General features: G+C 61.9%; 19 protein-coding genes. 6 read left to right on the top strand and 13 right to left on the bottom strand.

All coding sequences use genetic code 11. The annotated features are described in order from the left end of the window. Positions 1 to 95 precede the first annotated feature (95 nt). From IQ26_RS07310 to IQ26_RS07300, 3 genes are all read right to left on the bottom strand, one after another. A complete protein-coding gene (locus tag IQ26_RS07310) occupies positions 96 to 956 on the bottom strand; it encodes a C40 family peptidase (RefSeq protein ID WP_145715372.1) in 861 nt (286 codons plus the stop codon). A 30-nt stretch (positions 957 to 986) separates the two neighbouring features. Continuing rightward, on the bottom strand, positions 987 to 1,337 hold the full coding sequence (locus tag IQ26_RS07305; protein ID WP_145715370.1) for a MarR family winged helix-turn-helix transcriptional regulator: 351 nt from the start codon (positions 1,335 to 1,337) through the stop codon (positions 987 to 989). Positions 1,338 to 1,406: 69 nt separating this feature from the next. Then, positions 1,407 to 2,771 (bottom strand): leucyl aminopeptidase family protein, encoded by a 1,365-nt coding sequence (locus IQ26_RS07300; RefSeq protein ID WP_145715369.1) that lies wholly within the window; start codon positions 2,769 to 2,771, stop codon positions 1,407 to 1,409. Between the two features lie 119 nt (positions 2,772 to 2,890). Between IQ26_RS07300 and IQ26_RS07295 the strand changes: the two genes are divergently transcribed. Beyond that, complete coding sequence (locus IQ26_RS07295) at positions 2,891 to 3,712, top strand: tetratricopeptide repeat protein (RefSeq protein WP_145715366.1); 822 nt, start codon at positions 2,891 to 2,893, stop codon at positions 3,710 to 3,712. Positions 3,713 to 3,808: 96 nt separating this feature from the next. On the opposite strand, the gene IQ26_RS07290 is transcribed toward IQ26_RS07295, so the two are convergent. From IQ26_RS07290 to IQ26_RS07250, 9 genes are all read right to left on the bottom strand, one after another. Further along, on the bottom strand, positions 3,809 to 4,825 hold the full coding sequence (locus IQ26_RS07290) for a type II secretion system F family protein (RefSeq protein WP_145715364.1): 1,017 nt from the start codon (positions 4,823 to 4,825) through the stop codon (positions 3,809 to 3,811). A gap of 12 nt (positions 4,826 to 4,837) precedes the next feature. Next, positions 4,838 to 5,851: a type II secretion system F family protein gene (locus IQ26_RS07285; RefSeq protein ID WP_145715362.1), complete on the bottom strand. Its 1,014-nt coding sequence runs from the start codon at positions 5,849 to 5,851 to the stop codon at positions 4,838 to 4,840. Between the two features lie 29 nt (positions 5,852 to 5,880). Continuing rightward, a complete protein-coding gene (locus IQ26_RS07280) occupies positions 5,881 to 7,398 on the bottom strand; it encodes a TadA family conjugal transfer-associated ATPase (RefSeq protein WP_145715360.1) in 1,518 nt (505 codons plus the stop codon). Between the two features lie 29 nt (positions 7,399 to 7,427). Next, positions 7,428 to 8,711, bottom strand: a complete 1,284-nt coding sequence (locus IQ26_RS07275; RefSeq protein ID WP_208760114.1) for a CpaE/TadZ family protein — start codon at positions 8,709 to 8,711, stop codon at positions 7,428 to 7,430. A 34-nt stretch (positions 8,712 to 8,745) separates the two neighbouring features. Next, positions 8,746 to 9,483: a CpaD family pilus assembly protein gene (locus IQ26_RS07270; RefSeq protein ID WP_145715356.1), complete on the bottom strand. Its 738-nt coding sequence runs from the start codon at positions 9,481 to 9,483 to the stop codon at positions 8,746 to 8,748. A 13-nt stretch (positions 9,484 to 9,496) separates the two neighbouring features. Further along, a complete protein-coding gene (locus IQ26_RS07265) occupies positions 9,497 to 11,026 on the bottom strand; it encodes a type II and III secretion system protein family protein (RefSeq protein WP_145715354.1) in 1,530 nt (509 codons plus the stop codon). Next, complete coding sequence (gene cpaB, locus IQ26_RS07260; RefSeq protein WP_145715351.1) at positions 11,023 to 11,835, bottom strand: Flp pilus assembly protein CpaB; 813 nt, start codon at positions 11,833 to 11,835, stop codon at positions 11,023 to 11,025. The genes IQ26_RS07265 and cpaB overlap by 4 nt, the downstream gene beginning before the upstream one ends. A gap of 224 nt (positions 11,836 to 12,059) precedes the next feature. Further along, positions 12,060 to 12,578 carry an A24 family peptidase gene (locus IQ26_RS07255; RefSeq protein ID WP_145715349.1) on the bottom strand — a complete coding sequence of 173 codons (519 nt, stop codon included), beginning with the start codon at positions 12,576 to 12,578 and terminating at the stop codon, positions 12,060 to 12,062. A 157-nt stretch (positions 12,579 to 12,735) separates the two neighbouring features. After that, the gene (locus tag IQ26_RS07250; RefSeq protein ID WP_145715347.1) at positions 12,736 to 12,930 is read right to left on the bottom strand and encodes a Flp family type IVb pilin; all 195 of its coding nucleotides are present in this window, start codon (positions 12,928 to 12,930) and stop codon (positions 12,736 to 12,738) included. Positions 12,931 to 13,284: 354 nt separating this feature from the next. Between IQ26_RS07250 and IQ26_RS07245 the strand changes: the two genes are divergently transcribed. The 3 genes from IQ26_RS07245 (at position 13,285) to IQ26_RS07235 (ending at position 15,074) form a co-directional block, all read left to right on the top strand. Then, the gene (locus IQ26_RS07245; protein ID WP_145715344.1) at positions 13,285 to 13,707 is read left to right on the top strand and encodes a pilus assembly protein N-terminal domain-containing protein; all 423 of its coding nucleotides are present in this window, start codon (positions 13,285 to 13,287) and stop codon (positions 13,705 to 13,707) included. Between the two features lie 151 nt (positions 13,708 to 13,858). Next, entirely contained in the window at positions 13,859 to 14,416 is a 558-nt protein-coding gene (locus IQ26_RS07240) for a TadE/TadG family type IV pilus assembly protein (RefSeq protein WP_145715342.1), read from the top strand. A 37-nt stretch (positions 14,417 to 14,453) separates the two neighbouring features. Continuing rightward, positions 14,454 to 15,074 (top strand): TadE/TadG family type IV pilus assembly protein, encoded by a 621-nt coding sequence (locus tag IQ26_RS07235; RefSeq protein ID WP_145715340.1) that lies wholly within the window; start codon positions 14,454 to 14,456, stop codon positions 15,072 to 15,074. A 31-nt stretch (positions 15,075 to 15,105) separates the two neighbouring features. Here IQ26_RS07235 and IQ26_RS07230 read toward each other — a convergent pair whose 3' ends face one another. After that, positions 15,106 to 16,023, bottom strand: a complete 918-nt coding sequence (locus tag IQ26_RS07230) for a phosphate/phosphite/phosphonate ABC transporter substrate-binding protein (RefSeq protein ID WP_162457887.1) — start codon at positions 16,021 to 16,023, stop codon at positions 15,106 to 15,108. 150 nt (positions 16,024 to 16,173) lie between these two features. Between IQ26_RS07230 and IQ26_RS07225 the strand changes: the two genes are divergently transcribed. Beyond that, positions 16,174 to 17,412: a phosphopentomutase gene (locus IQ26_RS07225; protein WP_145715335.1), complete on the top strand. Its 1,239-nt coding sequence runs from the start codon at positions 16,174 to 16,176 to the stop codon at positions 17,410 to 17,412. Beyond that, positions 17,405 to 18,313 (top strand): bifunctional DNA-formamidopyrimidine glycosylase/DNA-(apurinic or apyrimidinic site) lyase, encoded by a 909-nt coding sequence (gene mutM, locus IQ26_RS07220; protein WP_145715333.1) that lies wholly within the window; start codon positions 17,405 to 17,407, stop codon positions 18,311 to 18,313. The genes IQ26_RS07225 and mutM overlap by 8 nt, the downstream gene beginning before the upstream one ends. Positions 18,314 to 18,316: the final 3 nt, after the last annotated feature.

The following is an 18,316-nucleotide window of genomic DNA, read 5'->3' as shown; positions in this document are numbered from 1 at the left end:
CAGAGGTAGCGCGACGGCACGCAATCGCCAAGAAGAATCGGAACAAAAGGTGATCGAGCGCCTTCCTTCTCCCTTGAAGAAGGACCGCTCTCGCGCTACGGCCGCCGAAACCCCGTCGGCCCGCCATAGAGATAGCCGATGCGGGCGACGGCTTCCTTGAGCCCCTCACGCGACACCAGCATGGTGTGGCCGTTGGCGTGGATCATGGTCTTTGCGTCGGTCATGATCGCGACATGGCCTTTCCAGAACACCAAGTCGCCACGCCGCAACCCGACCAATTCCGGCCCCGGGTCGAGCGGCTCACCGATGGTCGTCGCCTGCATGTCGGTATCGCGCAGCACTTGCCTGCCGGCCATGCGCATCGCCAGTTGCACGAGACCGGAACAATCGATGCCGAAACCGGAAGTGCCGCCCCACAGATAGGGTGTGCCGAGGAACGTCTCCGCGACCGTGACATAGTCAGGGGCAGCCTCGGCGATAGACCTCAAATGGCCCGATATGAGCGCCTCGCCGGACGACAGCAACGCATAATGCGTGCCGCGTGTTTCGGCGGCGTTCGTCACCGTCACCGCGGATCCCATCGACAGTTGCCCACTCACCGGGAACCGCAAATCCGGTCCGGGATAGAGGAAGGTGCGCGGCACCGAGACGATGTGGGTCGGCGCATGGTCCCGTCCGCCCAACGCGGTGTCAGCGACATAGCCGACATAGCCGTCGCCCTCGGCCTGGATCCAGGCCCAGCCTTCCGCGTCCTCGAAGACGAGGACGTCGTCGCCGAACAGGGCTTGCGTGTTGACGCCGGCATCCGGGCGCGGCGCCTTGCGGACATCGGCGATGAAAGCGGCGATACGCGCTGGCCGGCCGGCGACGAAGCGGTCGGCGGCGACCTCGCCTTTCAACCTGGCGTCAGCGAGATCGGAACGGAAGGCGTGAAGGCGGGCATCCCTGGCGGTCAAATCGGCAACTCGTTCAGAAGGGCGGTTCGGTCAGATGGGCAATTCCTGGGCTTTGGCGATGATAACATCGCCGAAGCGCTCGACAAAGAGCGCGCCCTCGACGGTACGCTTGATCAGCACGTTGCGCTTGTCGAGTTCGTCGCGATGACGCGACACCAGCTTCAGCGCTCCCATCGTGTCGAGCGCGCGTGTGATCACCGGCTTGGTGACATTGAGCCGGGCGGCGAGCCCGCGCACCGTATGCGGCGGCGGGTCGAGATAGATGGTGAACAGGATCGCCGTCTGGCGCATGGTGAGGTCCGGCGCGTCGTCGCGCACCTGGGACAGCATCACCTGCTGCCACAGTCGCAAAGCCTGGCTCGGGCGCATCGAAATCGACATCCGGCCAGCATGACGGCAAATTGTTTCGGTTCCGTTTCAGTCCTGAGCCTGTCGTGGTGCCTCGGAACTTCAGGCGTAGCGGTTCGAGATGACCCGCTCCAATGTCCGGATGCCTTGCGCCTCGCCACCAGCCAGTCCATGCGGACGATCGGACGGGTTCCAGGCGAAGATGTCGAAATGTGCCCAGGCGGCGGTCTTCTCGACGAATCGCTTCAGGAACAGCGCTGCAGTAATCGAGCCGGCAAACCCGTCCGACGTGACGTTGTTGATGTCGGCGATCTTGGAGGACAGTTTTGCGTCATAGGGCCGCCATAGCGGCATGCGCCACAGCGGGTCCTCAATCGCGGCGGAAGCCGCAGTCAGATCGGACGCCAACGCTTCGTCGCCGGTGTAGAAAGGCGGCAGGTCGGGGCCGAGCGCGACGCGAGCAGCCCCCGTCAAGGTCGCCATGTCGATCAGCAGTTGCGGCTCGTCGTCATCGGCGAGCGCCAAGGCATCCGCCAGCACCAGCCGACCCTCGGCGTCGGTGTTGCCGATCTCGACGGTGATGCCCTTGCGGCTCACCAGCACGTCGCCGGGCCGGAAGGCGTTGCCGGCAATCGAATTCTCGACTGCCGGGATCAGCACACGCAGCCGGACCTTCAGCCCGGCGGCCATGATCATGGAAGCGAGGCCCAGGACGTTGGCGGCGCCGCCCATGTCCTTCTTCATCAAAAGCATGCCCGAGGACGGCTTGATGTCGAGACCGCCCGTGTCGAAGCAGACGCCCTTGCCGACCAGCGTCACTTTCGGGGCGTTCTTCGGCCCCCATGTCATGTCGACCAGACGCGGCGCGCCGACCGATGCGCGGCCGACCGCATGGATCATCGGGAAATTCTTCTTGAGCAGATCGTCGCCCCTGGTCACCGACATTTCGGCCTTGTGCTTTTTGGCCACGGTCCGCACTGCCTTCTCCAGCTCGTCCGGTCCCATGTCGCTGGTCGGCGTGTTGATCAGATCGCGCGTCAGGAAGACGCCATCGGCGATGCTACGAACACGCGCCGCGCCGGCGCCGGACGGCAGCGAAAAACGTAGCGCCTTGCCGGGTTTCTTGCCGTAGCGGGTGAAAACATAGCCGCCGAGCGCCAGTGCGATGGCCGCGAGCTCCGGTTCGGCGGGCGCCGAGGCGAAATGCCAGTCGCCTTCCGGCAAGGCTCTCGCCAGCGCGCCGATAACAAGCGCGCCTTCGCTGTCGCCCATGCCAAACAGTGCCCCGGCAACCGCACCGTTTTCGCCAGGCACGACCAGCGTCCTGCCCGCCTCGCCGGAGAAGCCGTTGGCCCTGGCCCAGGCGAGCGTGGACGACGCCAAGCCTGCCGCCTCCAGTCTGTCCTTCGCCACCAGATGGACCGGCAGCGCGGTCTTCAGTTTTTTCTCGACGAGTTCGACAGGCATTCAGTGGTCTCCGGCATCCGAGTCGGCGTTTCTTAACTATCCGTTAGGGTTAACAGAATATTTCTGCGGGAGGGAAGATGGCCGTTCAATGGCTACGCCTACTGGAGGATCCGGTGCCGATGTCGATCAAACGCATGATGAACGCCAGGGGAAAGCAGCTGATCACCACGGCGTTCACGATGGCTCTCGCGGCCAGCGTTGCCGGCTGCGGGACCAGCAAGTTGACGACCGGCTCTATCTCTCGCACCAGCGGCAAGCCGCTGGAAACCATGTCGGCCGGCGAGTTGCACAACGCGACGATCGCGCTCGGTCAGTCCTATGCCAAGAATCCGAACGACAAGCGGATCGCGACAAACTATGCAGCGGCGCTGCAGATGGATGGCGACGCCGATCAGTCGCTCGCCGTGATGCGCAAGCTGGCGATCGCCCTGCCGAAGGACCGCGACGTGCTCGCCGCCTATGGCAAGGCGCTCGCCGCCAACGGCCAGTTCGAGCCGGCGCTCGACGCGGTGCGCCGCGCGCAGACGCCGGAATATCCCGACTGGAAGCTGGTGTCGGCGGAAGCCGCGATTCTCGACCAGCTCGGCCAGAAAGACGAAGCGCGCAAGAATTACCGCAAGGCGCTGGACCTCAAGCCGAACGAACCCTCGATCCTTTCCAATCTCGGCATGTCCTACCTGTTGGAAGGCGATCTGCGCACGGCAGAGACCTATATGCGCTCGGCCGCCCAGCAGCCGAATGCCGACAGCCGCGTCCGCCAGAACCTGGCGCTGATCGTCGGCCTGCAGGGCCGCTTCGACGAGGCCGAGAAGATCGCCTCGCAGGAGCTCTCGGCCGAACAGGCGCAGGCGAACGTGGCTTACCTTCGCCAAATGCTCGCCCAGCAGAACGCCTGGAGCCAGCTCAAGGACCAGGACAAGGCAAAGCCTGCCACCAACTGACCGCCCCACCCATTTCTCATTCGATATGCCGGAAATGCCAAAAGCCGCGCTGCATCAGCACCGCGGCTTTTGGCATTTATTGCCGCCTTGGCGAGGCTACTGGCTGCTGGAGCTCGACTGGTCGCCGAAGATGCCGCGCTGGCTCACCTGGATGCCTGCAGGCCCCAGAATGATGGCGAACAGCACGGGCAGGAAGAACAGGATCATCGGCACGGTGAGCTTCGGCGGCAAGGCCGCTGCTTTCTTCTCGGCGACGTTCATGCGCATGTCGCGGCTTTCGCCGGCAAGCACGCGCAGCGCGTGCGCCACCGGCGTGCCATAGCGCTCGGCCTGGACCAGCGCCTGCGACACCGACTTGACCGACTCCAGGCCGGTGCGGCTTGCAAGGTTCTCGTAAGCCTGTTTGCGTTCCTGCAAGTAGGAAAGTTCAGCATTGGTCAGGATGAATTCTTCCGCAAGTGCCACCGATTGCGAGCCGATCTCGTCCGCGACCTTACGAAACGCCGCCTCCACCGACATGCCGGATTCGACGCAGATCAGCATCAGATCGAGCGCGTCCGGCCACGCCATCTGGATCGACTGCTTGCGCTTGGTGGCGCGGTTGTTGACATAGAGCACCGGCGCGTAAAAACCCGCATAGGCGACAACGACGCAGACGAACAATTTGATGAGAGGCGGCTGCTCGGACAATCCTCCGAGCACGAACATATACATCGCGGCCAGCGCGAAGCCGACAAAGGGCAGGACAAGACGGAAGAAAAGGAACCGCGTCAGCGGATTCTGCCCGCGGAACCCCGCCACTTTGAGTTTCTGCAACGTGCCTTCATCGGCCAAGGCGCGCCTCAGGTCCAGCCGGTCGACAATATTGCGCATGCCTATCGACTGTTCCTCGCGCAGGCCCTTGCGGCGGCGATCGGCCTCGACGGCAAGCCGCGCACGCTGCTTGGCGCGCAGTTCGTCACGCTCCAGCGCCACGGATTTCATGCGCGCCTTGAGCTGGTTTCCGCCAAAGGCCGGCAGCAGCGTGAAGACGGTCGCAAACACCGCGATGGCGACCAGCAAGGCAATCAGGAATGCCGGATCCGTAAGGGTTTTGATGACTTGGTCGGTCATGCCATCTGAGTCCTAAACCTCGAAGTTCATCATCTTGCGCATCACCAGGATGCCGATCGACATCCAGACCGCTGAACAACCGAGGATCAGATTGCCGACGCTGGTGGTGAACAATGGCATGATGTAGTTCGGGCTTGTCAGGTAGACGAGAAAGGCGACGACGAAAGGCAAGGCGCCGATGATCACGGCGGACGCCTTCGCCTCCATGGACAGCGCCTGGACCTTGGCCTTCATTTTCTTGCGGTCGCGAAGCACGCGCGAAAGATTGCCCAGTGCCTCGGAAAGGTTGCCGCCGGCCTGTGACTGGATCTGGATGACGATGCCGAAGAAGCTCGCCTCCGTGCATGGCATCGTTTCGGCCATACGGAGGCTGGCGTCGGGGATCGACAGGCCCATCTGCTGCGAATCGACGATGCGGCGAAACTCGGTCTTGACCGGTTCGGGAGATTCGTTGGCGATCAGGCGGATGGCGTCGTTCAGCGGGAGGCCGGATTTGACAGCACGCACGATGATGTCGAGCGCGTTCGGAAATTCGTTCAGGAACGCCTTCACCCGGCGAGCACGGCAAAACGAGACGAACCAGCGTGGCAGGCCGAGGGCGCCGACCAGCAGAACACCCGGCAAGACAAGCGGCGGTGCGCCGATGAAATAGGCAAGAAATGTCAGGATAACGCCGCAAACGGCCGAGTAGAGATAGAAGCGCTCGAGCGAGACCTTCATGCCCGCCTGACGGATCTGGGCCTTCAGTGGCGGCTTCTTGACGACACGCTGGTTGGTTTTCTGCTTCTGTTCGAGCTCCTTCAGCGAATCCTGGACCGACTTGCGCCGCTTGGTGGCTTCCGCCACGCGATCACGCGAGGCCTTGACGACGGCACCATCCGTCTCTGCGGTCTTGATCGTCTCGAGCCGCCTGCCGACCTGCTTCTCGGTGCTGATCCGGTTGAACAGAAAAGCATAGGCGACCGCGCCGGCGCTGAAGCCGGCGAGCACTATGAATGCCAATACAGTGCCGTCAATTCCGAACATCGACCCTGGCCCCTACGCCTCAAAACGCATCAGTCAGCGCGTTTCTCCATCGCCTCAAGCGCATTGGCGAGGCGCTGTTCCTCACCGTAATAGCGGGCGCGCTCCCAGAAATGCGGGCGACCAATGCCTGTCGACACGTGCTCGCCCAGCAGCCTGCCGTTCGCGTCCTCACCTTTTATGTTGTAGAGGACGATGTCCTGCGTGATGACGACGTCGCCCTCCATTCCGATCACCTCGGTGATGTGGGTGATGCGCCGCGATCCGTCGCGCAGGCGTGCTGCCTGGATGATCACGTCCACGGAACCGACCACGATTTCACGCACGGTTCTTTGCGGCAGCGTATAGCCGCCCATCGCGATCATCGATTCGATGCGGTTCAGGCATTCGCGCGGGCTGTTCGAGTGGATCGTGCCCATCGAGCCGTCATGGCCGGTGTTCATCGCCTGCAGAAGATCGAACACTTCAGGTCCGCGCACTTCACCGACGATGATGCGCTCGGGCCGCATGCGCAGGCAGTTCTTGACCAGATCGCGCATGGTCACCTCGCCTTCGCCCTCGAGGTTGGGCGGGCGGGTTTCCAGACGCACGACATGCGGCTGTTGCAATTGCAGCTCGGCCGAGTCCTCGCAGGTGATGACGCGTTCCTCGCGGTCGATATAGTTGGTCAGACAATTGAGCAGCGTCGTCTTGCCCGAGCCGGTACCGCCTGAAATGACGATGTTGCAACGGACGCGGCTGATGATCTTGAGAATCTCGGCGCCTTGCGGCGAAATGGCGCCGAACTTGACCAGCTGATCGAGCGTCAGCTTGTCCTTCTTGAACTTGCGGATGGTGAGCGCGGTGCCGTCGATGGCGAGTGGCGGCGCGATGACGTTGACGCGGGAACCATCGGGAAGGCGTGCGTCGCAGATCGGGCTCGATTCATCGACGCGGCGGCCAACCTGGCTGACGATGCGCTGACAGATGTTGAGGAGCTGCTGATTGTCGCGGAAACGAATGCCGGTCGGCTCGACCTTGCCGTTGACCTCGATGTAGACGTTCTTGGAACCGTTGACCATGATGTCGGCGATCTCGTCGCGGGCGAGCAACGGCTCCAGCGGCCCGTAACCCAGCACGTCATTGCAGATATCCTCGAGCAGTTCTTCCTGCTCGGCGATCGACATCGCGAAATTCTTGATCGCAATGATGTCGTTGACGATATCGCGGATCTCCTCGCGTGCGCTTTCGGGGTCGAGCTTGGCAAGCTGCGACAGGTCGATCGTATCGATCAACGCAGAGAAGACCTGGCTCTTGGTGTCGTAGTAGGTTTCGCTCTTTTCACGCTGGAGCTTTTTCGGCTCCGGCGCCAATGGCGGCGGCTCGACCGCACGGCGCACGGGCGGCGGCGCAGCAAACGCGCCAATCGTGCCGGATGGCGGCGGCGCGGGCTTGGCAAGGACCGCCGTTGTTTCCGCGGGGTTTGCCGCCGGCGCGGCAGGCGCGGGTGCTGGCTGACGGAATTCCGGGTTGAACCGGCTGCTGTCGTCGCCGCCTCTTTTACCAAACATGATCGACTACCAATTCCGCTACGGAAGCATCACTTCTTGTTGCGCGAGAGCTTGCCAAGGAGATTGCCGAGGCTCGCCTTCTTTTTTACCTTGATTTCGCTGCGTCCGGTCAGCACGTGCGCAATCTCGTTGATCGTGCCGACGATCGGGTTCTTGGCATCCATTTCGCCGAGCATGCGTCCGTTGTTGGCGGCATTTCCAAACAGTAGCGGCTCGAAGGGAATGACCGACATCGGTGACAGGCCGAGCGAGTCGGCGAAGTCGGATGACGTAATCTCCGGGCGCTTTGGCACGCCGGCCTGATTGATGATCAGCTTCGGCGGCGGATCATTCGGGCGAAGCCGTTTGAACATGTCGACCAGATTCTTGGTGTTGCGTAGATTGGCCAGTTCCGGCGTCGCCGTGATCACGATCTCGTCGGCCTTGACCAGCGTGTTCTTGGTCCAGCCTGTCCAGATGTGCGGGACATCGAGCACCAGAAGCGGCACACTGCGCTGGGCCATGTCGATAAGCTGCGTGAAGGCATCGGGATCGAAATCGTAGACGCGGTCGAGCGTTGAGGGCGCCGCAAGCAGCGACAGGTGCTCGGCGCACTGGGCAAGCAGCCGATCGAGATAGACCTCGTCGACGCGTTCCGGTGAGAAGACGGCCTCGGCAATGCCTTGCGCCGGATCCTGATCGAAATTGATGTTGGCCGTTCCGAAAGCCAGGTCGAGATCGGCGACAACCACTTCGGACTTGAACAGGGACGACATCGCCCAGGCCACATTGTGGGCAATGGTCGAGGAGCCGACACCACCCTTGGCGCCGATGAAAGCGATCGAGCGGCCGATCGGCTCGGCTTCCGGATCAACGAAAATCGACGATATCACGCTGACGATGTCGGCCATCGACACCGGCGCGATGACATATTCGGAAATGCCGGAACGGATGAGTTCGCGGTAAAGGCCGACATCGTTGTAGTGGCCGACGACCACGACCTTCGAGGTCGGATCGCAATATTCGGAGAGCTGCATGAGCTGCTCCAGCAATTGCGTCGGCTCGCTGCGCGATTCCAGCAGGATCAGGTTCGGTGTCGGTGCCGATTGATAGAACTCGATGGCGGTGGCGATGCCGCCCATATGGACTTTCAGATGGGCCTTGGCCATGCGGCGATCCTCGCCGGCGCGCTCGACCGGATTGGCAACGCCCTCGGTCTCGCAAAATGCCTGAATCGAAATGCGCGGAACCGGCCGCAACGCCTGCATGGCGGCGATATCCTGCTGCGAGATTTCGCCGCCATCCACCCCTGTATCGTAGGCAAGATTGCTCATCGTCATTTCTTTCCGTGACTTGTTCGGCTCAAGCTCAATAATCCACTTCCGAATTACCGAGGAACTCGTCCGAAATGCCTCTCTGGCGGTAGACGTCGATCACCTCGCCTCGATTTTCCGCGTCGATGTCGGATTGCTTGCGCGGCCCGATCAGATCGGCTGGATTGGCCATCTGGGCGGCAAGATTGTTCTGATAAGAGCAGCCGAAATCGGCATAATGCTTGTTTTCCGACGTCTGAAGCAGATCTTCGGGCCAGCGCCCGCATCTATCGGTCTGGGCCTTCACCGAGACATAGGCGACGCGGATCGGCGCGGACGCTTCGGCCGAAGCCGATTGGTAGGTGGTCATGACGATCCGGTTCCGGCTGATGCCGCTGGCAATCGCCAGCCTGGCAAAATCGCGACCGGCCGCAGTCGCGGCGATCTCGTTGGCCGAACCGCTCGGGATCGAGATCGTCAGGGTCGGAGCGGCGCTCTTGTCATACCCGTCCAGGAAGCCCAGAAGCGTCTCGCGCTGAAATCGGGTCATGCCGCGATCGCCGGCGCCTACCGGAAGGTCGATCTTCTCGTTTTTCTCCGCAATCACGATCGGATGGTTGGTGCGATAGTCGTCCGGAACAGCGCCGACGGTGATGCTGTCCCGCTTGGCGCAGCCCGCCAGCAATGCCGCGACCGCAACCGCCAGGACCGGAATGGCCGGCCGATAGATCCGCGAACGGACGGGCGGCATCGCTGCGGTGATCGTCCTTGCCTTCAACGCTGACTGCGACATGTCGCTTCCCCGCTTACTTGTAGATGAAGCCGACAACGCCGTGGTAACGGCCGTTGGGCTTATCGGTCTGCATGGTGCCGTAGACGCGATTGACACGGCCAAGGAATATGCCGGCGCCATCGCTAGCGGCGTTGAAATTGTCGTCCGGCTTGGCAAGAGCGTTGCGCGCCACCGGCTTCACCAGGTAGGGCGTGATGATGATGACAAGCTCGGTCTCGTTGCGGACGAAGTCCCTGCTGCGGAACAGCGTGCCAAGCACTGGGATCTTGGTCAGCCCGGGCAAGCCGTTGACGGCTTGCCTGAGATCGTCGCGGACTAGGCCGGCGATCATCATTGAGCCGCCGGATGGCAGCTCCACTGTCGTGTCGGCCAAGCGTTTACGGAGCGACAAGGCGTTCATACCAGGGCTTGTTACGCCGTTGGAAAAAGACACGGATCCCTCGGTCGTGGGCTCGGAAACCGAGGTCCTGACCTTTAAGCTGATACGGCCGGGAGACAACACCACCGGTTGAAATTCCAAGCCGATGCCGTATTCGATCGTTTCGACCGAATAGGTCCTCTGGCCGGTCTGGTTGTCGTCGGATACATTCGACGTCACGCCGCTTACCAAATTGTATTCACCGCCGACCTTGAAGGTTGCCTTCTCGCCGGATACGGCAGTCAACGTCGGCTCGGCCAGCGTTTTCATGACGCCGGACTGTTCCATGGCGTTGATGTACGCCTGCAGCGTCGATGTGCCGATACTGAGGCCTGAATTCGACAGCGGCTTGCCCAAGCCTGTGAAATTGTCACTGATCGCGCTCCAGCTGATGCCGTTGCTGCTGCCGTCGCCAATCATGTTGACGCCGAGCTGCTTCATCACCGAGCGGCTGACTTCCGCGACCGTCACCTTCAGCGTCACCTGGTCGTCGCCGATGATCTGCAGCAGGTTGACGATCTTGCTGACGCGACGCTCGGAATCGGGATTGTCGATGTCGACACCGGCTTCGGCCGAACCGCCGGAGGCGGTCTGCGAATATTGTCCCGTGGTCGCTTCACCGCCGGACACGAAGATGGTCGCCAGATCGACCGCACGCTTGGCATCCAGGGGCGTGTCGACGGTTCCGGTCAGGACGACGTTGTCGTTCAGCAATTCGACCTTGATGGTCGATGACGGGATGAAGCGTCTGATATAATCTTCCAGTCCGGCGACGTCGCGTTCGACTGCCAGATCCAGGCTGACGATCTGTTCGCCATTGGGGCCGAAGACGAAGATGTTGGTGTCGCCTACTGCCTTTCCGAACAGATAGATGCGCCTGGCGGTGCGGGTCACCGCATCGGCGACCGCCGGGTTGGCGACGAGAATATCGTAGGCATCGCTCGGCAGGTCGATGACAACCGATTTGTTGAGACCGAGCTTGACGCGCTGGGTGGCGGTCGAGGCCGACACCTGGGCATTCTTGCCTGCTGCGTTCGCCTCGACGAGGCCATGCGCATTCATTCCAAGCAGAAAAAGCCCGATTGTCGTAGCCAGGGTGACCGGCAGTCTAGCGTTTAGTCTCATTGCCTTGCCCCCACTTCGGAAACTTCGCCTGACTTGATCAATCGCACGGTTCCGCGCCGTCCGTTGCCGGAAACCAGATAGTCGGCCTCGCCCAGATTCTCCTCCTGGGTGTCGCTGATCGACCGCAGCGCCAATGTCAGGCGATCGGCCATCTGCTGGGCGACGGTGATGATCTCCGCCTGCTGCGGTGTCAGTTCCAGCGTAGCGGTCTGGCCAACCCTGGTCCTCTTGCCTTCCTCGTCCTCTTGGATGGTCTGGTCGATTGCCAGGACGCGAATGTTCTTGAGGATGGTTTCTGTCGTAAAACCGCTGCCGCCGTTCCCGGCATCGGATCTGCGGGTCATGATCACGTCGACGAAATCGTTGGGGAGAATGAAGCCGCCAGCCGAAGTGTCGGCCGATACGGCTGTGGCGACAGCCCGCATGCCGGAGGGCAGTATCGACGACATGAAGCTCTGTCCCTCGCCGATCAGCTTGGAGCGCCGTAGCGGCTCACCGGCATACATCGCCACACGGGCGACGCCGCCCTTCAGCTTCTCCAGCGCTTCGGGCTCCGCGGCGCGGGTGATGAAATTCGCATTGATGCCGTCGGCCGGCCAGGACTGCCATGTGATGTTGTTCTCGAGCGGACTGCCCATCGGAACGTCGCCGGACAGGACAAGCACGTCCTGCAGCGCGATTGCCGGCGCCTGGGGGCCGGAATCGACGATTTGGGGCGGCGGCGCCGCCACCATGTTCTTAGCAACATATCCTGCGCCACCCGCCGCGGCCACCGCCACGCTCAGAATGATCAGTCGGGATGCTGGCATTTGTCCGAACCTCGCCTTGGCAAACCACGTAGCCAAGTCGGACCTTGCAGCGGCAATCGTCAAAACAAGGTTAATTTAATACTTACGATCGTGATTAATTTAAGGTTTACATAAATTGGAGCGACCCGGCCGGCGTATAAAAAAGGCGGCCAAGCCGCCTGTTTTGCAACGCCAACTCCAAGTGCGGAAGGTTGGTCTGACGAGGGAAGGGGTGGCCGCTGGAATTAGGCCGCCAGCCTTGCGATTGCCCACGCCATCAACGGCGAATTCGGAAAGGTAATCAGCCCGCCAATGCCAAGCGCGATGCCATAGGGAACGCCGGTCCTCTCGTCGGCGAAGTGGCGTAAGAACGGATTGTGGCCTGTAATGGCTGCAAGCGGCGATTTCCGATAGACAAGAATGGCGAGCGTCAGCAGGCCGCCGATGAATGTCGAGACGACCAGATATTGAATGAGATGGATATCGAGCCCCATCCAGAGGGCGGTGGCGGCCAGCAGTTTGGCGTCGCCGCCTCCCATGCCGCCGAGCGCGAACAGACCGAACGTCACGGCGAGAACCAGGCCGCCAGCGGCGAAATGCCCGCCATAGGTTGCCCAGTCCATCCCCGTCAACGGCGCGACCAGGGCAAAGACAGCCACAAGCAGCACCGGCACGCGATTGACGATCGTCATCGACAGCATGTCGGAGATCGCGGCAAAAAGCATGCAGAACGGAAAGACGACGAAGATCAGGGCTTCAAGCATGGGCGCGGCGCCTGTGGTCGAACTGTACCTGGTCCCAGCCTAGGCATGTTCGATTAACGATTGATGAGGCCGAAATTTCAAAATCGCGCGGTACGATTGGATAAGGGCCGCCAACGCGGCGGCCCTTGTCCGGAAAACAACTGAACGTCGTTGTCTATTACGGGGTGGCGGCGGGCGTCGTGCCGGCGCCATCCAGCGTATCGGCAATATTGTCGAACTTGGCATTAAGGCTATTGCCCAGCGCGCCGGCGCCGACCATGATGGCGAGTGCGATGAGGGCGGCGATCAGACCATATTCGATGGCGGTCGCGCCGGATTCGTCCTTCACAAAACGTGCAATGAGATTAGACATTCGAGAGCTCCTACTCCACGTGTTACAGCAATTCCGTCAACTTCTCTTGGCGGCTGATCGGATGCTGCCAATCTATCGAGAAGCTCTTTCGATCGGCTTAATAAACAGCCTTACCGATTCCTTTCCCACTTCGAAGGCATTGCGTGGTTAACCGTAAACTAAGTGACGCCCAGAGCCCCGGCAGGCGTGTCAAAGGCCGCGGAAAGCACAATTTGGCGATTCGAGAAACGGGTGTCCCGCTCCAGGCGATCACGATGCCGATCCCGACGTCATCATCGATCCCATCCGCTTAACCGTTGGTTCACCAATCTCGTTCATGTTCCGTTGAGCAGTTTGCCGCCGTGGAGCGCTTCGATGACTGGGCCGAAATCGTCATTTCCGATTGCCGCGCTTCTTGCCGCCGCAACCTTCGTCGCGCCGGCCATGGCTGGCGCCGGCATCGAGGTCACGATGAACCAGGCGAAGATCGTCAAATTATCGCGCGCCGCCGACACGATCGTCGTCGGCAATCCGGCAATCGCCGACGCGTCCGTGCAGGATGCTTCGACGATCGTGCTGACGGGCAAGGGCTTTGGCGTCACCAACCTCGTCGTCCTCGATCAGGAGGGCCAGCCGATCGTCGACGAGCAGATCACCGTCGTGCGGCAGGACGCGTCGTCGGTGCGCATCTATCGACGTGCCGAAATACAGACCATGTCCTGCACGCCTTATTGCGAGAGTTCGTATAAAAGCGATGCGGAGAAGGCCTCCGAGGCCGAGATGAGCGCCGGCCGGTAGGCGACCGGGCCGTCTCGCTCGCCAAAATGACGCTTCGGTTATCGGCCGATTAAAACCTTCCCGTCGAATTTAACGATCATCCAAACCGCACTTCAATGGGTTTCCGCTAATGTTTCCTCCGACACCTCTTCAGGATCGGTAGAGACGGGACATGAGCAAAGCAGGACGAGCTAGCCTTTCCGCGCGATTCCTTGGCGACCGGCGCGGCAGCACGGCTTTGGAATTCGCGATGCTTGCGGTGCCGTTTGCGCTTCTCGTCTTTGCCATCCTGGAGAGCTGCATTTCATTTGCCGGTCAGGAGGTGATGGCCAATATCACCGACGACGTCGCGCGCCAGCTGCGGACGGGCCAGATAAGGCAGGCCGACATGACCGAGGCCACGCTGAAGACCATGATCTGCAGCCGGCTGGAGATCATGGTCGCCAAGGACTGCCCCGGATTGGAGGTGGATTTGCGCGAATATCCGACCTTTGCCGATGCGGCCAAGGCGGGCTTCAAGATACAGGACCGCGAAATCGTGCTGACGGGCACGAACCCCGCGACTTTTACGGTATCCCCAGGATTGGCTGAATCAATAAACATGCTGCGGGTTTTTTACAAATGGCCTGTCATGACCGATTTCATGGCCAAGTCGATCGCCAATCTGAAAGACGGCAAGACACTGCATTTCGCATCCGTGACCTGGCAGAACGAGCCATTCGACAACTGAAACCGCGCCGTTGCGTGAGTGGGAAAAGGACGAGGGCATGGTTCGTGCGGGGGCACATGGGGGGATCGCCGGGATTTGCACGAAAGCAATCCGGTTCTACCGCGATCGCCGCGGTGTCGCGGCCGTTGAGTTTGCCTTCATCGTGCCTGTGCTGCTGATCATGTACTTCATGACCATGGAAGCCTCGCAAGCCATCGAGACCAGCAAGAAGGTCAGCCGCGTCGGCAGCATGGTGGCGGATCTCGTCACACAGCGGCAGACCGTCGAGGCGGCCGAACTCGATGCGATGATGCAGATCGGCAACTCCACCCTTCAGCCCTACAATCGATCAACCCCGGAAATCACCATCACCGCGATAGAGATCACCAACGAAACGACGCCGAAGGTGCTGGTCGTATGGTCACGCAAGATGGTCGGCGGTGTTTTTAGCGCCGGCGCCGCCAAGGACTCCGTCACCACGGTTCCACCGGCGCTCAAGATCAAGGGCACCTTTCTCGTTCGCGTTGAAAGCAATCTCTCCTACGAGCCTATCATCACCTGGTCGGCAGACAGCGCAAACCGGCTCGGATTGAGCTCTGCCTTCGCCCACATCTCGATGGGCGAAACCTATTATCTCAGGCCCCGCAGGAACCCGACGATTCCCTGCGGCTCCTGCTGAAACGACCGTTTCCAGGCCCCGATCGCCATTGCTATCGACCGTTGCCTGACACAAAACGCACCATGGCCGCCGCCATCGCGTAATCCTTTGGGCCGGCAACGGCGAAGCCGCCGGAATGTTTCGATTCCAGAAGATCGTAGACATCCGGCGCCATCGATTTGAGATTGGTGAGGAATACGGTGAGCCGACGCTTGGCCTCGGGGTCGAGGTCGCTGCGGACGGCATGGGGACCATATCGCAGCAGGCCGGACGTCCACACGACCTGAAGCGCTGCTTTCGAAAGCCCCGCTACTTCCAGCCTGGCCACCGTGCCGCCCGGCACTGCAGGCTGGCCGTCGGCCACCGCCGGCACCCAGCCGAACATGGCATCGGCCTCGCCGTCGACCAGCATCGTTTCAGCCGCCGCAGCCGAACTGGCGTGCGTCAGAAATGACGCGTTCTCAGCGACCTTGACGCCTTCGGCGGCCAACCCGGCAAGCGGCAATAGAGAACCGCCGACGCTGTCGGGAGGCGCCATGGCGACCCGATGTCCTTCCATCGCGGCCAGATCGGGGACCTTGCCGTCCCGCGTCAGCAAAACGGAGCGGATGCCGATCGCGCCGTCGGAATCGACAGGCGCCACAAGAGGCTCGACGCAGTCGCAGCGTTCGGAGGCGGTGGCGTAGGCCATCGCCGAATAGACCGCATAGTCGACGCGGGCATCGGCCTGCGCCTCGATCAGCGCCGCGTAATCGCGGGCAACGACAAACTCCACCTTCATGCCGAGCGCCTTGGTGTAGGCATCAGTCAACAGCGCCAGACCCGGAACGGTGCCGCCGGCGCCGGGATCGGCGACGATGCCGGCACGAAACGTGCCGATGTCATCCCGCCAATCGGCACGTGCCGGGTTTGACCAGGACGCGCCCAGTATCGTCATGACGGCTGCAGAGGCCTTCAAGGCACGCGCCATGTGAATCCCGTCGGTTTTTTCGTCGATCCGTGCACGCACAGGCATTTCGCCACATCTCAACTATCGCGCCAAGCCGCCTGGTTCCGAATTGCCAATGGCGGCGCAGATCCCTATGTCTGGGCGGACAGACAATAATAACGAATCCCTGCAATGGCGCGCGCCTTCCTTTTCGTTCTCGATTCCTTCGGCATCGGCGGCGCGGCCGACGCCGAGCGCTATGGCGACGCCGGTTCCAACACGTTCGGACACATCGTCAAAGCCTGCGCGGAAGGGCGCGCGGATCGCGCGGGGCTGCGCAAAGGGCCGCTCTTCGTACCCAACATGCTCTCGCTCGGTCTGGGCCGCGCGGCGAAAACCGCGACGGGATTTATCTTCGGCGACGGCGCCAAGGCCCAGCTCGCCTCCGCCTTCCATGGCGCGGCGCAGGAGATTTCGAGCGGCAAGGACACGCCATCGGGCCATTGGGAAATCGCCGCCCTGCCAGTCCGATTCGACTGGGGCTATTTCCCGGACACGGTTCCCGCCTTTCCGGCCGAACTGTCTGAAGCGATCATCCGCGAAGGAGGGATGCCGGGCATTCTCGGCAATTGCCATGCCCCGGGTACCGAGATCATCGAGCGGTTCGGCGAGGAGCATATCCGCACCGGCAAGCCGATCTGCTACACTTCGGTCGACTCCGTCCTGCAGATCGCCGCGCATGAAGTTCACTTCGGCCTGGAACGGCTCTATGAATTCTGCAAGGTGGTGCGCAGGCTGGTCGATCCGCTGAATATCGGACGAGTGATCGCACGGCCTTTCATTGGGGAAACCGCCGCCAGCTTCGAACGGACGCACAACCGCCGGGACTATTCGGTGCCGCCGCCGGAGCCGACCCTGCTCGACCGGCTGACGGCGCGCGGCAGCCGCGTCATCGCGGTCGGCAAGATCGGCGACATCTTCGCCCATCGCGGCATTTCGGAGGTGCGCAAGGCCGCTGGCAACATGGCGATGTTCGACAAGGCGCTGGGCGCGATGAACGACGCGGGCGACGGCGATCTCGTCTTCGCCAATTTCGTCGATTTCGACACCGAGTTCGGCCACCGCCGCGACGTTGCCGGCTATGCCGCCGCGCTGGAGGCTTTCGATCGGCGGCTGCCGGAGGCGCTTGCGCAGCTGAGGCAGGGCGATCTTCTCATCCTCACGGCCGACCATGGCAACGATCCGACCTGGCACGGCACCGATCATACGCGCGAACGCATTCCGGTGATCGGCACGGGCCCGGGTTTTGGCGGCGATATCGGGCTCCGTGCGACGTTCGCCGACATCGGTGAAACCGTCGCCGAACACCTTGGGCTGGTACGTGGCCGCCACGGCACTTCCTTCTATGCGACGATAGGCGGCCATGCCTGAGTTGCCTGAGGTCGAAACGGTCCGGCGCGGCCTGCAGCCGGTCCTGGAAGGCGCTCGCATCACCCGCGTCGAGGCACGCCGGCCCGACCTGCGTTTTCCGTTCCCCGAAAAATTCTTGGAGAGGCTGACCGGCAAGACGATTACGGCGCTCGGTCGCCGGGCAAAATACCTGACGATGCACCTGGAAGGCGGCCCGGTGCTGATCTGCCATCTCGGCATGTCGGGCTCGTTCCGCATCGAGACGTCCGATGGCGGCGAAATGCCCGACAGCAGCGAAATGTTGGGCGAGTTTTATCACGAGCGCTCGAAAAGTGCGGTGCATGATCATGTCGTCTTCGATGTCGTCTCTCCCGAAGGCGCCCGATCCCGCGTGATCTTCAACGACCCGCGCCGTTTCGGATTCATGCTGTTTTCGGAAGGGGCGCCCGACACGCATCCGATGCTGGCAGGACTGGGCGTCGAGCCGACAGGCAACACGTTGGACGGCGGGCTGCTCGCCTCGCTGTTGAAAGGCCGGAAGTCGCCGCTGAAGGCAGCACTTCTCGACCAGCGGCTGATCGCCGGGCTCGGCAATATCTATGTGTCGGAAGCCCTGTGGCGGGCCGGCTTGTCGCCGTTGCGCGAGGCGGGCACAGTCGCAAAGCCTGGAAAGAAGGCCAAGCAGCAGAGCGACGCCTTGGCCGAAGCAATCCGCTCGGTGATCGCCGATGCGATCGCCGCTGGCGGATCGTCGCTGCGCGACTATATGCAGACCGACGGGTCCCTGGGTTATTTCCAGCATTCCTTCGCGGTCTATGATCGCGAGGGCGAACCCTGCTCCAAGCCCGGCTGCGGCGGCCAGATAGAGCGCATCGTGCAAAGCGGGCGTTCCACATTCTATTGCCGGACCTGCCAATTGTAAGTT

This window comes from Mesorhizobium tianshanense, from assembly GCF_007830515.1.
GTDB classification, from domain to species: domain Bacteria; phylum Pseudomonadota; class Alphaproteobacteria; order Rhizobiales; family Rhizobiaceae; genus Mesorhizobium; species Mesorhizobium tianshanense.
The sequence above is the reverse complement of the archived record's forward strand: the minus strand, read 5'-3'. Positions and strand labels throughout refer to the sequence as shown.

Bases quoted from the DNA above. Each gene is read 5' to 3' on its own strand.
- cpaB (WP_145715351.1), bottom strand. From the start codon at position 11,835: ATGCCAGCATCCCGACTGATCATTCTGAGCGTGGCGGTGGCCGCGGCG.
- IQ26_RS07245 (WP_145715344.1), top strand. From the start codon at position 13,285: ATGACTGGGCCGAAATCGTCATTTCCGATTGCCGCGCTTCTTGCCGCC.
- IQ26_RS07300 (WP_145715369.1), bottom strand. From the start codon at position 2,771: ATGCCTGTCGAACTCGTCGAGAAAAAACTGAAGACCGCGCTGCCGGTC.
- IQ26_RS07230 (WP_162457887.1), bottom strand. From the start codon at position 16,023: ATGGCGCGTGCCTTGAAGGCCTCTGCAGCCGTCATGACGATACTGGGC.
- IQ26_RS07295 (WP_145715366.1), top strand. From the start codon at position 2,891: ATGTCGATCAAACGCATGATGAACGCCAGGGGAAAGCAGCTGATCACC.
- IQ26_RS07305 (WP_145715370.1), bottom strand. From the start codon at position 1,337: ATGTCGATTTCGATGCGCCCGAGCCAGGCTTTGCGACTGTGGCAGCAG.
- IQ26_RS07235 (WP_145715340.1), top strand. From the start codon at position 14,454: ATGGTTCGTGCGGGGGCACATGGGGGGATCGCCGGGATTTGCACGAAA.
- IQ26_RS07240 (WP_145715342.1), top strand. From the start codon at position 13,859: ATGAGCAAAGCAGGACGAGCTAGCCTTTCCGCGCGATTCCTTGGCGAC.
- IQ26_RS07285 (WP_145715362.1), bottom strand. From the start codon at position 5,851: ATGTTCGGAATTGACGGCACTGTATTGGCATTCATAGTGCTCGCCGGC.
- mutM (WP_145715333.1), top strand. From the start codon at position 17,405: ATGCCTGAGTTGCCTGAGGTCGAAACGGTCCGGCGCGGCCTGCAGCCG.
- IQ26_RS07290 (WP_145715364.1), bottom strand. From the start codon at position 4,825: ATGACCGACCAAGTCATCAAAACCCTTACGGATCCGGCATTCCTGATT.
- IQ26_RS07275 (WP_208760114.1), bottom strand. From the start codon at position 8,711: ATGAGCAATCTTGCCTACGATACAGGGGTGGATGGCGGCGAAATCTCG.
- IQ26_RS07280 (WP_145715360.1), bottom strand. From the start codon at position 7,398: ATGTTTGGTAAAAGAGGCGGCGACGACAGCAGCCGGTTCAACCCGGAA.
- IQ26_RS07225 (WP_145715335.1), top strand. From the start codon at position 16,174: ATGGCGCGCGCCTTCCTTTTCGTTCTCGATTCCTTCGGCATCGGCGGC.
- IQ26_RS07265 (WP_145715354.1), bottom strand. From the start codon at position 11,026: ATGAGACTAAACGCTAGACTGCCGGTCACCCTGGCTACGACAATCGGG.
- IQ26_RS07270 (WP_145715356.1), bottom strand. From the start codon at position 9,483: ATGTCGCAGTCAGCGTTGAAGGCAAGGACGATCACCGCAGCGATGCCG.
- IQ26_RS07255 (WP_145715349.1), bottom strand. From the start codon at position 12,578: ATGCTTGAAGCCCTGATCTTCGTCGTCTTTCCGTTCTGCATGCTTTTT.
- IQ26_RS07250 (WP_145715347.1), bottom strand. From the start codon at position 12,930: ATGTCTAATCTCATTGCACGTTTTGTGAAGGACGAATCCGGCGCGACC.